The following is a 14,168-nucleotide window of genomic DNA, read 5'->3' as shown; positions in this document are numbered from 1 at the left end:
ATGAAACCGATTTCATCATGGCGCACCGCCGAGGTGCAACGTGCCCCGACTGTCCTTGCATCCGCTCTGCACGGGTGGCATGGTCTGCCTGCAAACGTATTCACCGTGGTGGGCGACCCCGTCGTCCGCACCGTGGCAGCGCCGCAGCGCCGCTGCGGCCCGGCGCTGGAGGATCCCATGCCCGACCCCGCAGCCGCTGCCCCCCGCTGGGCGCTGCACCCCGACCGTGCCCTGCCGGCCGATCCGGTGACCCGCCCGGTCGCCCGGCAGATCCTCGACGCGACCCGCAACCTGCCGATCGTGTCCATGCACGGTCACGTCGACGCCGGCGTGCTGGCACGGGACGAGCGGTTCGACGACCCCGCCTCGCTGCTCGTCGTGCCGGACCACTACCTCGTGCGCATGCTCGTCTCCCAGGGCGTCCCGCACGACGCACTCGGCCTGCCGCGCCGTGACGGCGGCGCGGTGCAGAGCGACCCGCGCGAGATCTGGCGGGCGTTCGCGTCGCACTGGCACCTCTTCCGCGGCACGCCCACGCGGTTCTGGATGGAGCACGTGCTCGTCGAGGTGCTCGGCGTGACCGAGCGGTTGTCCGCCGCCACCGCGGACGCCGCGTACGACACGATCGCCGAGCGCCTCGCCGAGCCGGGCTTCCGGCCGCTCGCGCTGCTGGACCGGTTCGGCATCGAGATCATCGCGACGACCGATCCCGCGTCAGCGGACCTGGCCGACCACGCCGACCTCGCGGCCCGCGGGTGGGGCGAGCGGATCGTCCCGACGTTCCGGCCGGACGCGGTGCTGCACGTCGACCGGCCCGGCTGGGTCGACGACGTCGCGCTGCTGGGCGACCGCGCGGGCGTGGCGATCGGCTCCTACCGCGACTTCCTGCGGGCGCTGGAGGCGCGCCGCTGGGCGTTCGTCGACGCGGGCGCGCGGGCGACCGACCACGGGCACGTGCTCGCGGACACGACGCCCATGGCCGAGACCGACGCGGCCGCCGTGTTCGCGTCCGCGCTGCGCGGCGACGTCGACCCGGCCGCGGCGCGCGCGTTCTCCGCCCACATGCTGTTCGAGATGGCGCGCATGTCCACGCAGGACGGTCTGGTCATGCAGCTGCACCCCGGGGCGCTGCGCGACCACGACCCGCACGTCATGGCGATGCTCGGGCACGACGTGGGGTACGACATCCCGGTCGCGACCGAGTACGTGCACGCGCTGCGTCCGCTGCTGTCCGCCTTCGGCCACCACCCGAACCTGCGCCTCGTGCTGTTCACGCTCGACGAGGACACGTTCAGCCGCGAGCTCGCGCCGCTTGCGGGCGTGTACCCGGCGGTGCGCCTGGGTGCGCCGTGGTGGTTCCTCGACAGCCCCGACGGCATGCGCCGGTTCCGCGAGGCCGTCACCGACACCGCGGGGTTCGCGAACACCACGGGCTTCGTCGACGACACCCGCGCGTTCCTCTCGATCCCGGCCCGGCACGACCTGTCGCGGCGCGTCGACGCGGGCTTCCTCGCGCGGCTCGTCGTCGAGCACCGCCTCGACCTCGACGAGGCCCTCGAGACCGCCGTCGACCTGGCCTACGGCCTGCCGCGCGCCGCGTACGCCCGCCAGACCACCACCCCCGACCACCCCCACCCCCCAGGTGCGTGAGAGTGCGATCCAGTCACCCCCAGTGGTGCGTGAGAGTGCAATCCAGTCACCCCCAGTGGTGCGTGAGAGTGCAATCCAGTCACCCCCAGTGGTGCGTGAGAGCGCAATCCAGTCACCCCCAGTGGTGCGTGAGAGTGCAATCCAGTCACCCGGGAGGTGCGTGAGAGTGCGATCCAGTCACCCCCGGGTGCGTGAGAGTGCGATCGAGCGACGCAGGGTGACTGGATTGCACTCTCACGCCTCACATGGGGGAGAGGTTCGGGGGTGACCCAGCGGTGGGGTGACTGGATTGCGCTCTCACGCCTCAAGGGGGTTGAGGTCCAGCGGTCGGGGGTGCGGGCACGTCGTCCCATGGTGTGAGGGCCTGGGTGTGCGAGCATCGGCCACCATGCCGATCCACCCGCTGATCACCGACCTGCTCACCACCGTCACCGACTGGGACTCGTGGGCTGCCGGTACCGCGACGCTCGGCGCCGGGTACCGACTGCCGGACGTCCACGTCGAGGACCTCGCGGTCGACGGACCCCATGGGCCCGTCGCCGTGCGGCTGTACCGGCCGACGACGCGGCCGACGTCGGGGGCGGGCCTCGTGTGGGCCCACGGCGGCGGGTTCGCGTACGGCGACCTCGACATGTGCGAGGCCCACGTCGTGTCGGCGGAGCTCGCGGCGCGGCACGGGATCGTCGTGGCGTCCGTGGGCTACCGGCTCGCGACGCCCGGCGCCGGCTACCCGATCCCGCTCGACGACGTCGACGCGGCGTGGACGTGGTTCGTCGAGGCTGCGCCCTCCCTGGGGGTCGAGCGCCTGGGCATCGGTGGCGCGTCCGCGGGTGCTGCGCTCACCGGGGGCGTCGCCGTGCGCGTCCGGGACCGCGGGACGCGCGCGCCCGACGCGCTGCTCCTGGCCTACCCGGGCATGCACTTCCCGTCGCCCGCGCTGCCCGACGAGCAGGTCGACGACCTGCGCCGCCTGCCCCGCGGCATCCGCTTCCTGCCCGCCCCGATGCTCGACATGACCCGGACGTACCTGGGCCGGCTGTCGGGGTTCCCGGCGGAGGCGATGGCGGGCAACGGCGACGTCGCGGGCCTGCCGCCCACGTCGGTGGTGCTCAGCGAGGTGGACGACCTGCGGCCGTCGGGGGAGATGTTCCTCCTGCAGCTGCAGGATGCTGGCGTCCCCACGCGCGCGATGGTCGCGACGGGCATGCTGCACGGTCACCTCGACATCCCACCGGTGCCGGCGCTGCCGGTCATCGGGGAGTCGCTCGACTTCCTCGCCGCCGCCCTCCTGCCGGGCTGAGAGCGCACCCGACCGTCCGCGGGGACTCCCGCAGGCAGCCCTCGGCGTGCGACGCTCGGGCATGGCTGGTCGCACGCGCTCGTGGCGGGTCGGTGGTCGGGCCGTCGCTCCGGTCGTCGGCCCGGTGCGCGGCGGCGCCCTACCCGGGGTGCCCGCAGTCCTCGCGCTCGGGGTGCTCGTGCTCGGGGCGTGCGTCGGTGGGGAGCCGACGGCCGTCACCTCGGCGTCGTCGCCAGGGCCGCTGCCGACGGCCGTCACGTTCGACGTGGAGGTCGCCCAGGCGCGCAGCGACCGCGTCGCGCGTGTCGTCGAGCTGCAGGTCCGCAACACCGGGCCGGTCGACGTCAGGATCACGCGGGCTCGGCTGACGAGCGTGTCCCTGACGGCGGAGTCCGAGGTCGACCGGGAGATCCGGGTGGGCAGCATGCGGCGCCTGCGGGTGCCGCTCGACGCCGCGGTGTGCGCCGCGGCCGGTGAGGACCCGGCCCCGCGTGTCGCGCTCGGCGTGAGCACAGCCGACGGCCGTACCGGCACCGTCGTGGTGACGCCGACCGACGAGACCGATGACCTGCGACGCATCGAGGGCGAGGACTGCGCGGCCGAGGCCGTCGCCGCCGGGCTGCGGGTGACGCTCTCGGACGACCTCGCCGTGCGTGACGTCGGCGGCACGTCGGTGGCGGACGTGACGCTGCTCGTCGAGCCCGTGCCGGGTGGGCCGCACGTGCGGATCGTCTCGGTGCACGCCACCACGCTGCTGCGGCCGCTGGGCACCACGGGGCGGTGGGACCTGGTTGTGGACTCGGCGGCGCCGCCGGCCGACGGGCGCGTGGTGCTGGCGACCGTGCCCGCGCGCTGCGACCTGCACGCGATCGCCGAGGACAAGCGCGGCACGGTGCTGGGTGTGCAGGCCGTGGTGGACGGCGTGGAGCAGCCCGTGTTCCACGTGGCCGCGTCCGACGCGCTGCGGGGCGCGCTGTACGACTACGTCGTCACCACGTGCGGGCCGCCGAGCGACGAGCGGACGGGGTGAGGTCCGGGCCCGTCAGCGCGTGGACGTCGCCTCCACGAGGTTGCGGCGCCGAGGCAGCGGTCCGTCGGTGCTGGTGGTGGCGAGGAGGTCCTCGACGCCGACCATGTGCATGGCCATCCGGAGTCGCGCACGGTCCGGGTCCCGTGCCGTGATCGCGGCGAGGATCGCGTCGTGCTCCTCGCAGGTGCGCTCCCCGGCGAGGCCGTGCATCTCGTCCCAGACCCGTCGGCGCGGGCCCTCGCCCGCGAGCGCGTTGAGCAGTGCGGCGAGCACGGGGTTGCCGGAGGCGTCGGCCACGGCGCGGTGGAAGGCGAGGTCCGCGGCGGCCAGCTGCGCGGGTTCGACCCGGGGTGCGACGAGCGCGCGGGACATGTCGTCGAGCGCGACGCGTGCCCGCGCGACGGGCCCGTCGGTCAGGTGCAGGGCTGCGAGCCCGGCCGCCTCCGTCTCGAGCGTCGCACGCACCGCGTGCAGGGGCGCGTGGTTGCCGGGCAGGTCGGCGAGGAACGCCACGGGGGCGAGCAGGGTCGCGGGGTCGAGGTCGGTGACGTAGGTGCCGTTGCCGTGCCGGGCCTCGAGGATGCCGAGGACGACGAGCGCACGCACGCCCTCCCGGAGGGACCCGCGTGACACGCCGAGCTCGGAGGCGAGCGCCTTCTCGGCTGGCAGCCGGTCGCCGGGGCGCAGCCCGCCGTCGAGGATCAGTCGCTGGACGTCCTCGACGACGTCCTGGGTGCGTGACACGTGCTCGTCTCCGTCGTCCTCCGCCGCTGCCGTCAGGGTGGGCGGGTGTCAGCGCTCGGGGACGAGCGGCGGGATGCCGTACGTCTCGACCGCGGTCCGCCCCATGACGCGGGCGACGGCCGCCTCGTCGAGGTCGACGAGGGTCGCGCGCAGGCCACCCCAGACCTCGTCCCACGAGCCGTGGGCGTCGAGCGCGGTGGGCCAGTCGCTGCCCGCCATGAGGCGGTCGGTGCCGAAGGTGGCGATCGCGTGGTCGACGGCCGGGCGCACGTCGTCGACGGTCCAGCCGGGGCCGGCGGCGCGGCCGAGGCCCGCGAGCTTGGCGACGACGTTGGGCGCCTGGGCGGCGACCTCGAGCGCCTGCGCCCACCGCTGCCAGGTCGCGGTGTCCCCGGCGCGCAGGGCGGCGAGCGGCGGCGACCCGAGGTGGTCGACGACGACCGTGAGCTTGGGGTGCCGGTCGGCGACGGTCGCGACGTGGTGGAGCAGCTCGGGGGTCGTGGCCGGCAGGTCGAGGACGAGGCGGCGCTCGGTCAGGAGCGTGAGCCCCTCGTCGACGCCGTCGCCCAGCAGCCACCCGGCGTCGGCCTCGCGGTCGACGTGGTGGCTGATGCCGACGATGGGCTCCACGCGCCACTGGTCGAGCTGGTTCGCGGCCTCGTCCGGCGTGTCGAGGGGAACCCAGGCGACCACGCCCAGCACGTGCGGCGAGCAGAGCGCCTGGAAGAGCAGGTGCTCGCTGTCCGCGCGGTTGTCGGCGGACTGGACGAGCACCACGCCGTCCACGTGGTGCTCGTCCAGTGCTCCGCCGAGGTCGCGGACTCGGTAGGCGCGGCGCAGGAGTGAAGGATCCTGTGACATCCACGGGTAGTGGACCGACTCCGGGTCCCATACCTGCAGGTGCGCATCCACGACGTCGTAGGGCATGTCTCCGACGGTAGCGGTGCTCCGATGTCTGAATCGTCCTGGCGGTCAATTCCTCACAGAACCCTCATGATGGGCCCTGTGACAGCCCGAGACATCCGATGTCTGATTCGTCCCGATGTTGAGCGTTCACATGAAAGTCATCGTCCCCGACGTGCACCTGTGACACTCCAGGTCACGGCCGTGTCATGGGGGCAATGACCGGCCTGCCGCCCTCACCGGCCCGTCGCGTACCCCTGCTGCCCGCGGGGGTTCGCTGCAGCGTACAACCACCCGTTCGGCGCAACGCCCGCAGCACTCAACCGGCCGAGCGACCACGCTCCGGCGTCCACCACGGCGTGACCACGGGCCTCCAGCGCGCCCGGCACGTCGGCTCCCAGCCGCGACTCCAGGACCACGCCGCGGGGCGTGTGCGCGCGCGGGTGGAACGACCCGTGGACGTGCGTCGAGTGCCACGTCGGCGCGTCGATCGCGGCCTGCAGGTCCGACCCGCCGACGACGTGCCGGAGCAGGAACGGCACCGGCCACTGGTCCTGCTGGTCGCCGCCGGGGGTGCCGAACGCGAACCCGTGGCCGGCCCCGAGCGCCAGTGCCGGGCTCAGGGTCGTCCGCGGGCGACGCCCCGGCACCAGGCTCGCGGGCAGCCCGTCCTCCAGCCAGCACATCTGGGCGCGCGTCGGCAGCGCGAACCCCAGGCCGGGGACGACGGGGCTCGACTGCAGCCAGCCACCCGACGGTGTCGCTGACACCTGGTTGCCCCAGCGGTCGACCACGTCGACGTGGCAGGTGTCGCCCCGGGTCAGCCCCGTGGGGGCGACCGTGGGCTCGCCCAGCCCCGCCCCGAGCGGCCCGCCGTCGCCGTCCGGCCCGCCCGCGTCGGCGAGTGCACGGGCCGCGACCAGGGCCCGGGCCAGGCGCGGCGGCCGACCGGCCGGCGCCCCGGGACGGAAGCCGTCGTCGGCGCCCGCGCCCACCAGGGCCGCCCGCTCGACCGCGTACGCCGTGGACAGCAGCGCGTCCAGCGGTACGTCCGCGCTGTCGCCGTACCAGGCGTCACGGTCGGCGAACGCGAGCTTCGCGACCTCGACGACGGCGTGCACGAGCTCGGCCTGCGGGCCGCCACGGTCGTCGGCCCCGCGCCCCTCGCGCTCGACGACGTCGCGGACCAGGTCCTCGACACCGAGCGCCTCGAGCAGCCGCAGCTGCTGCAGGAGCACCGGCCCCTGGCCCCACGGGCCGGTCTTGTGCACCTCGACCCCCGCGAAGGGGACGGCCACGGTCGGCTCCTCGGTCGCCCGCCACGCGGCGAGGTCGTCCGCGCGCAGGAACCCCGTGTGCGCGCGGCCCGTGGCGTCGAGCACGGGCGTCCCCGCGACGAACGCATCGACCGTCTCCGCGACGAAGCCCTCGTAGAACGCCCGGCGCGCCGCCTCGATCTGCGCCTCACGGTCGGGCCCCGCCGCGGACGCCTCGGCCAGGAGCCGCTCGAACGTGCGCGCGAGGTCCGGGTTGCGGAACCGCTCGCCCGGGCCCGGCGGCACGCCGCCGGGCAGGTACACCTGTGCGCTCGTCGGCCAGTGCGCGCGGAACATGTCCGAGACCGTCGCGACCGTGCGCGCGGCTGCCGCCACGAGCGGGTACCCGTCCCGCGCGTAGCCGATCGCGGGGCCGAGCACGTCGGCCAGCGGCAGCGTCCCGTACCGCGCGAGCAGGTCGAGCCACGCCCCGAACGCCCCGGGGACGACGGCCGCGAGGTGCCCGGTGCCCGGGACCTCCGTGACGCCCAGCTCGCGGTACGCCTCGGTCGTCGCCAGCGCCGGGACGACGCCCTGCCCGCACACGACGAACGTGTGCGCGTCCGCGGCGCGGTGCCCGATGACCGGTGCGTCCCCGCCGGGGCCGTTGAGGTGCGGCTCGACGACGGACAGCGTGAATCCCGCGGCGGCTGCCGCGTCGAACGCGTTGCCGCCGGCCTCGAGCGTGCGCATCCCGACCGCGCTGGCGAGCCAGTGCGTCGAGGCGACCATGCCGAGCGTCCCGGTCAGCACCGGTCGGGTCGTGAACATGTCCCGATGCTCGCAGCCGACGTCCTTGCGCGTCGCGCCGTTCACACCCCGCCGGGGAACCCGAGCGCGCGCCACGCCTCGTACGTCGCGACGGCCGCGGCGTTCGACAGGTTCATCGACCGCCGGCCCGGCAGCATCGGGATGCGCAGCTGGTCCTCGACGCGGGGGTGGGCCAGGACGTGCGGCGGCAGGCCCTGCGGCTCGGGGCCGAACAGCAGGACGTCGTCGTCGCGCCACGGCACGTCGGTGTACCGGCGGGTCGCCTGCGTCGTGAACGCCCACACGCGCGACGTCGGCAGCGCGGTCAGCAGCGCGTCCAGACCGGGGTGGACGACGACGTGCGCGAGGTCGTGGTAGTCCAGGCCGGCGCGCCGCAGGCGGGCCTCCGTGAGCTCGAACCCCAGCGGCTCCACGAGGTGCAGGGTCGCCCCCGTGCCCGCGCACATGCGGATGGCGTTGCCGGTGTTGCCGGGGATCCGGGGCTCGAAGAAGGCGACGTGCACCGGACGATCCTGCCACCGTGGTTGGGTGTGGTCGTGACCGACGACGACGTGGACGCACCGCCGCTGCTGCTGCGGCTGGACGAGCCGGCGCGCACCTGGACGGACGCGTTCCCGGTCGGCAACGGGCGCATCGGCGCGATGGTGCACGGCGGCACCGCGCACGAGCGGCTGCAGGTCAACGACGACACGTGCTGGTCGGGAGCGCCGCACGACGGTCCCGTCGAGCCTGTCGGACCGCTGGGTCCGGACGGCGCGCCGGGCGTCGTGCGCCGTGCGCGCCGGCTGCTCGCGGACGGCGACCCCCTGGCGGCCGAGGCCGAGCTGGCCCGCCTGCAGAGCGGCTGGGTGCAGGCGTACCAGCCGCTGGTCGACGTGCTGCTCGACCAGCCCGACGCCGCGGGCGGGGCGGGCTACCGCCGGACCCTCGACCTCGCCCGCGGGGTCGTGACGACGACCTGGGCGTCCACCGCCGACGTGCCGTGGCGGCAGGACGTGCTGGTGAGCCACCCCGACGGTGCGCTGCTGCTGGAGCGGGCGGCCGACGCCGCGGCGCCCGGCGGCGGCGAGGCGTGGGTGCGGCTCACCTCGCCGCACCCGTGGGCCGGTGCGCCGACGCCCGTCGCCGCACCGGACGCGCACCCGCGCGCGGCCGTCGTGCTCGCGACGCTCGACATGCCGTCGCACGTCCTGCCCGACTGGGTCGACGGCCCCGACCCCGTCCGGTACGGCGGGCGCGCCGTGCACGCGGCGGTGGCGCTCGCGGTGCTCGCCGACGGTGACCCCGACCGTGATCCCGACGACGGTGCCCGGGTGGACGTCGTCGACGGTGCCGTCCGCGCCCGCGGCGTCCGTCGCCTGCGGGTCGTCCTGACCACCGCCACCGACCACGACGTCGCGACCGGGACGCTGCACGGCGACCGTGCCCGGGTCGCGGCGGACGCGCTCGCCGGGCTGGGTCGGGCGGTCGCGGACGTCGACGGCATCGCCGCGCGGCACGTCGCGGACCACGCCGCACTCATGGGCCGGGTGACGCTCGACCTCGACGCCGTCGCACCGGACCTGCCGCTCGACACCCGCCTCGCGCGGCACGCGCACGGTACGGCGGACCCGCACCTCGCGGTGCTGGCCTTCCAGCACGGCCGCTACCTGACGGTCGCCGGCTCACGTCCGGGCACCCTGCCGCTGAACCTCCAGGGCATCTGGAACGCGAGCGTGCGGCCGCCGTGGAGCTCCAACTACACGATCAACATCAACACGGAGATGAACTACTGGCCCACGCTCGTCGGCGACCTGGCGGAGTGCCACGAGCCGCTGCTGGGCTGGCTCGACCGGCTCTCCGACGCGGGCCGGGGCACGGCGCGCACGCTGTACGGCGTGCGTGGCTGGGTGGCCCACCACAACAGCGACCCCTGGTGCTTCACGGGCCCGACGGGGCGCGGCCACGACTCCGCGAGCTGGTCGAGCTGGCCGCTGGGAGGCGCGTGGCTGGCCCGGCACGTCGTGGACCACCACGACTGGACGGGCGACGACGCGGCGCTGCGCCGGCACTGGCCGGTGGTGCGGGGCGCAGCGCTCGCGGTGCTCGACCTGCTCGTCGAGCTGCCCGACGGCACGCTCGGGACGTCGCCCGCCACCAGCCCGGAGAACCACTACCTGCTGCCCGACGGCCGTCCCGCGGCCGTGTCCGTCTCGACGACGTCCGACCTCGCGATCATCCGTGACCTGCTGGAGCACGTGCGCCGCCTCGCGCCGGCCGCGGGGGACCACGACGAGGACCTGCGTGCGGCCGTCGACGGTGCGCTCGAGCGGCTGCCGACCGAGCGCGTCGCGCCCGACGGGCGGCTCGCGGAGTGGCGCACCGACGTGCCCGACGCGGAGCCGGGGCACCGGCACCAGTCGCACCTCTACCGGGTGTTCCCGGGGACGTCGATCGACCCGGACTCCGCGCCGGCGCTCACGGCGGCCGCGCTGCGGACCCTGGACGCGCGCGGGCCGGACTCGACGGGTTGGTCGCTCGCGTGGCGGCTCGCGCTGCGGGCCCGGCTGCGGGACGTCGACGGGGTCGCGGACCTGGTCACGGCGTTCCTGCACCCCGTGGACGCGGAGCCGTCCGTAGGCGACGGGCCCCTGCGCGGCGGGGTCTACAGGTCGCTGCTGTGCGCGCACCCGCCGTTCCAGATCGACGGCAACCTGGGCTTCACGGCCGGGGTCGCCGAGGCACTCGTGCAGGCGCACCGGCGCGGCCCGGACGGCGTGCGCGAGGTCCACCTGCTGCCGGCGCTCCCTGCGGCGTGGCCCACGGGACGCGTGCGGGGCCTGCGGCTGCGCGGGGGGCTGCGGCTGACGGAGCTGGCGTGGCGGGACGGGCGCGTGGAGCGTGCGGTGCTCGAGGCGGACCGTCCGGTCGTCGTCGACGTGCGCGAGCGGGGGGCTGCCGAGCGTCGCCAGGTGACGCTGCGCCCGGGGCGTCGGGTCGTGGCTGCGGCGCCGGCCTGACCCGTGATGGTCGCGCCCGGGCGCGCGACCGGGTGAGCTAGAGCGTGCCCGCGGGCGCCGGTGCCGTCGACTCGCGGACGACGAGCTCGGTCGCGAGGTCGATCCGCAGGTTCGCGGGGTGCTGACCCGAGGCCAGGCTCAGGACCATCTCGGTGGCGGTGCCGGCCATCTCGCGCAGCGGCTGGCGCACGGTGGTCAGGGACGGGCCGAGCCACTGGGCCAGGGGGATGTCGTCGTACCCGACGACGGAGACGTCCTCCGGGATCGACAGGCCCAGCTCACGCACGGCGCGCATGACGCCGAGGCTCTGGTAGTCGGAGCCGGCGAAGATCGCGGTGGGGCGGTCGGTGCGGGACAGCAGCTCGAGCCCGTGCTTGTAGCCGCCGTCGACGTGGAAGTCGCCCCAGCGCACGAGCTCCGGGTCGGGGCGGATGCCCGCCTCCTCCAGAGCGCTGCGGTAGCCGTCGACGCGTGCCCGGGAGCACAGCACGTCGGACGGGCCGGCGATCACGGCGATCCGCCGGTGCCCGAGGGAGAGCAGGTGGCGGGTGGCGATCAGCCCGCCGTTCCAGTTGTTGGAACCGACCGTCGGGACCCCCGCGGGCGGCTCCCCCCAGGTGTCGACGACGACGAAGGGGATCGACCGCGACTCGAGCTGGTGACGCTGCGTCGTGTCGAGGCTCGACAGGACCAGGAGCACCCCGAGCGGACGCCTGGCCAGGATGTCGTCGATGAGCTCCTGCTGGGGCCGGTGGGACCCGCCGAGCTCCGAGAGCACCACGCCGACGCGGTGCGCGGCGGCGGCGTCCTCGACGCCCTTGATGACCTCCTGCGCCCAGGCGTTGTCGAAGTGGTGGAAGACCAGGTCGATGAGGTTCGGGTCGCCCGACCCGCGCCCGCGGCGCCGTCGGTAGCTGTGCTCCTCGAGGATCGCCTCGACGCGTGCGCGCGTCGAGGCGGCGACGTCCGCGCGGCCGTTCAGGACCTTCGACACGGTGGGCACGGAGACGCCGGCGAGCGTCGCGATCTCGGCGATCGTCACGGTCCGCCGGTTGTCGCTGGACGTGGCCACGAAGGTCTCCTCTGACCGGGGCCCCCAGCGCGGTCGGCGGGGCCGGCCGACGGCGCGCCCGGGACGGCTCGCAAGTTTCGGGACGACGGTAGCATCCCGGCCGCACGACGCCGCGTGACGCGTCGGTGGTCCGTCCGGATGGTCCCTCGTGCCCGCTCCGGTCTCGGTTCGGTCTCGCGGGTTGACGGCACCGCAAACGTTTGCCTAACGTGTCGGCCACACCCGATGGGGACCACCCGTCGACACGTTTCGGCCACGAGGGCGTGGAGATCGATGCAGGCGCAGCAGGACGTGAACCCGGCGCAGACCGGTTCGTCGCCGCACGGCCACGACCGTCACCACCCGAGCGCCCCCGCGGTGCTCCTCACCTCCGAAGGGTGGTGAACGCATTGTCCACGGACGGTGTGACCGTCGGCTCGGGCGCCTCGCAGGCCGCCCTCGCCCACGACCCCGCCCCCGCCGTCGCCGCACGCGGCGCGGCCGACGCGCCACAGGGGCCCGGCGGTCGCGCGGCACGCAAGCGTCGCGGCGGCCACATGACGTGGCGGCGCGCGCTGCGCCGCGACTGGCAGCTGTACTCGCTGCTGATCCTGCCGTTGCTGTTCTTCGCGATCTTCCGCTACGTCCCGATGTTCGGCAACGTCATCGCGTTCCGGCGGTTCCGCCCGGGCGGGTCGATCTTCGGCGAGGAGTGGGTCGGTCTGCACTACGTGCGGATGTTCATCAACGACCCCACGTTCTGGAACGTCTTCCAGAACACCCTGGTCCTCGGGGTCCTGAGCCTGGTGATCATCTTCCCGCTGCCGATCGTGCTCGCGCTCATGCTCAACGAGCTGCGCTCGCAGCGGTTCAAGCGGATCGTCCAGACGATCTCCTATCTGCCGCACTTCATGTCGATCGTCATCGTCGCGGGGCTGGTGTTCCAGCTCACCGCGATCCGCGGCACGGTCAACCAGATCATCACCGCCATCGGCGGCGAGGCGATCGGGTTCATGCAGCTGCCGGAGTTCTTCCGGACGATCTACATCTCCTCGGAGATCTGGCAGACCGTCGGCTGGGGCACGATCCTCTACCTCGCCGCGCTGTCGACGATCGACCCGCAGCTGTACGAGGCCGCGCGCATCGACGGTGCCAACCGCTGGCGCCAGACGTGGCACGTCACGCTGCCGGGCATCCGCCCGACGATGGTCGTGCTGCTCATCCTCAATATCGGGTCGTTCATGGCGGTCGGGTTCGAGAAGATCCTGCTCCTGTACAACCCCTTGCTGTACCCGACGGCGGACGTCATCGCGACGTACCTGTACCGCGTCGGCATCGGGTCGAGCCAGTTCTCCTACGCGACGGCCATCGGCCTGTTCGAGGCGATCATCGGCCTGACCCTCGTCCTGTCCGCCAACGCGATCTCGCGCCGAGTGGTCGGAGCCTCCCTGTGGTGACCGCCGAGAACGTCACGCACCTGGACGAGCAGCTGTCGAAGCCGACCGTCTACGCCACCCGCACCGTCAAGGACACCCGGGGCTACCGCGTCTTCTACGTCGTCAACGCGACCCTGCTGGTGATCATCGCGGGCGTCACGCTGTACCCGTTCGTCAACCTCCTGGCCCAGGCGTTCAGCTCCGAGTCGTACATCAACGCCGGCCAGGTCAACCTGTGGCCCAAGGGCTTCAACGTCACGACGTTCAACCTGGTGATGAGCGACTCGATGTTCTGGCGCAACTACCAGAACACCGTCTACTACACGGTCGTCGCGACGCTCGTCGCCATGGTCTTCACCACGACGTTCGCCTACGCGATCTCCAAGTACCACCTCAAGGGTCGCAAGGTCTTCATCGGCATCGCCGTCTTCACCATGTTCTTCAACGGCGGCCTCATCCCCAACTACGTGCTCGTGAACGAGCTGGGGCTGCGCAACTCGGTGTGGGCCATCGCGCTGCCCAACGCCATCAGCGTGTTCAACCTGCTCGTCATGAAGTCGTTCTTCGAGAACTTCTCGACCGAGATCGAGGAAGCCGCGGAGATCGACGGGCTGAGCACCTACGGCAAGCTCTGGCGGATCGTGCTGCCGCTGAGCAAGGCGGTCATCGCCACGATGATCCTGTTCTACGCGGTCTCCTTCTGGAACTCGTGGTTCGCAGCGTTCCTCTACATGGACCACCGCGAGCTGTACCCGGTGACCGTGTACCTCCGGAACCTCATCGCCGGCGCGACCAGCGTCGACGGCGCCGCGGGCTCCGCCGAGGCCACGCAGATCGCGGCCAACGTCAAGGCGGTGACGATGCTGCTCACCGTCCTGCCGATCGTCTGCCTCTACCCCTTCCTCCAGAGGTACTTCGTGTCGGGCGTGATGCTCGGCTCGGTCAAGCAGTGAGCACCACCCCAGCCC

11 protein-coding genes are annotated in these 14,168 nt (G+C 73.7%); 6 read left to right on the top strand and 5 right to left on the bottom strand.

Going from position 1 to position 14,168, the window contains the following annotated elements:
- Window positions 1–177 precede the first annotated feature (177 nt).
- The 3 genes from uxaC (at window position 178) to NP048_RS15435 (ending at window position 3,980) form a co-directional block, all read left to right on the top strand.
- On the top strand, window positions 178–1,650 hold the full coding sequence (uxaC, locus tag NP048_RS15445) for a glucuronate isomerase (RefSeq protein ID WP_227576508.1): 1,473 nt from the start codon (window positions 178–180) through the stop codon (window positions 1,648–1,650).
- A 388-nt stretch (window positions 1,651–2,038) separates the two neighbouring features.
- Entirely contained in the window at window positions 2,039–2,950 is a 912-nt protein-coding gene (locus NP048_RS15440; RefSeq protein WP_227576507.1) for an alpha/beta hydrolase, read from the top strand.
- A 61-nt stretch (window positions 2,951–3,011) separates the two neighbouring features.
- Window positions 3,012–3,980 carry a hypothetical protein gene (locus NP048_RS15435; protein ID WP_227576506.1) on the top strand — a complete coding sequence of 323 codons (969 nt, stop codon included), beginning with the start codon at window positions 3,012–3,014 and terminating at the stop codon, window positions 3,978–3,980.
- A gap of 12 nt (window positions 3,981–3,992) precedes the next feature.
- On the opposite strand, the gene NP048_RS15430 is transcribed toward NP048_RS15435, so the two are convergent.
- From NP048_RS15430 to NP048_RS15415, 4 genes are all read right to left on the bottom strand, one after another.
- Complete coding sequence (locus NP048_RS15430; RefSeq protein ID WP_227576505.1) at window positions 3,993–4,724, bottom strand: FadR/GntR family transcriptional regulator; 732 nt, start codon at window positions 4,722–4,724, stop codon at window positions 3,993–3,995.
- 48 nt (window positions 4,725–4,772) lie between these two features.
- Window positions 4,773–5,651, bottom strand: coding sequence for an amidohydrolase family protein (locus NP048_RS15425; RefSeq protein ID WP_227576504.1), 879 nt, complete (start codon window positions 5,649–5,651; stop codon window positions 4,773–4,775).
- A gap of 212 nt (window positions 5,652–5,863) precedes the next feature.
- A complete protein-coding gene (locus tag NP048_RS15420) occupies window positions 5,864–7,714 on the bottom strand; it encodes a gamma-glutamyltransferase family protein (protein ID WP_227576503.1) in 1,851 nt (616 codons plus the stop codon).
- A gap of 41 nt (window positions 7,715–7,755) precedes the next feature.
- Window positions 7,756–8,217, bottom strand: a complete 462-nt coding sequence (locus tag NP048_RS15415) for a tRNA (cytidine(34)-2'-O)-methyltransferase (protein WP_227576502.1) — start codon at window positions 8,215–8,217, stop codon at window positions 7,756–7,758.
- Between NP048_RS15415 and NP048_RS15410 the strand changes: the two genes are divergently transcribed.
- Window positions 8,212–10,713, top strand: a complete 2,502-nt coding sequence (locus NP048_RS15410; RefSeq protein WP_227576501.1) for a glycosyl hydrolase family 95 catalytic domain-containing protein — start codon at window positions 8,212–8,214, stop codon at window positions 10,711–10,713. The genes NP048_RS15415 and NP048_RS15410 overlap by 6 nt on opposite strands.
- A gap of 37 nt (window positions 10,714–10,750) precedes the next feature.
- On the opposite strand, the gene NP048_RS15405 is transcribed toward NP048_RS15410, so the two are convergent.
- Window positions 10,751–11,785: a LacI family DNA-binding transcriptional regulator gene (locus tag NP048_RS15405; protein WP_227576500.1), complete on the bottom strand. Its 1,035-nt coding sequence runs from the start codon at window positions 11,783–11,785 to the stop codon at window positions 10,751–10,753.
- Between the two features lie 389 nt (window positions 11,786–12,174).
- On the opposite strand from NP048_RS15405, the gene NP048_RS15400 reads away from it, so the two are divergent.
- Window positions 12,175–13,221: an ABC transporter permease gene (locus tag NP048_RS15400; protein ID WP_431355883.1), complete on the top strand. Its 1,047-nt coding sequence runs from the start codon at window positions 12,175–12,177 to the stop codon at window positions 13,219–13,221.
- The gene (locus NP048_RS15395; RefSeq protein WP_227576499.1) at window positions 13,215–14,153 is read left to right on the top strand and encodes a carbohydrate ABC transporter permease; all 939 of its coding nucleotides are present in this window, start codon (window positions 13,215–13,217) and stop codon (window positions 14,151–14,153) included. Before NP048_RS15400 ends, NP048_RS15395 begins: the two co-directional genes overlap by 7 nt.
- Window positions 14,154–14,168: the final 15 nt, after the last annotated feature.

Origin of the sequence: Cellulomonas xiejunii (assembly GCF_024508315.1) — a bacterium.
Lineage (GTDB): Bacteria > Actinomycetota > Actinomycetes > Actinomycetales > Cellulomonadaceae > Cellulomonas > Cellulomonas xiejunii.
The sequence above is the reverse complement of the archived record's forward strand: the minus strand, read 5'-3'. Positions and strand labels throughout refer to the sequence as shown.

Coding starts and splice junctions, on each gene's coding strand:
- NP048_RS15425 (WP_227576504.1), bottom strand. CDS start 5,651: ATGCCCTACGACGTCGTGGATGCGCACCTGCAGGTATGGGACCCGGAG.
- NP048_RS15440 (WP_227576507.1), top strand. CDS start 2,039: ATGCCGATCCACCCGCTGATCACCGACCTGCTCACCACCGTCACCGAC.
- NP048_RS15420 (WP_227576503.1), bottom strand. CDS start 7,714: ATGTTCACGACCCGACCGGTGCTGACCGGGACGCTCGGCATGGTCGCC.
- NP048_RS15435 (WP_227576506.1), top strand. CDS start 3,012: ATGGCTGGTCGCACGCGCTCGTGGCGGGTCGGTGGTCGGGCCGTCGCT.
- uxaC (WP_227576508.1), top strand. CDS start 178: ATGCCCGACCCCGCAGCCGCTGCCCCCCGCTGGGCGCTGCACCCCGAC.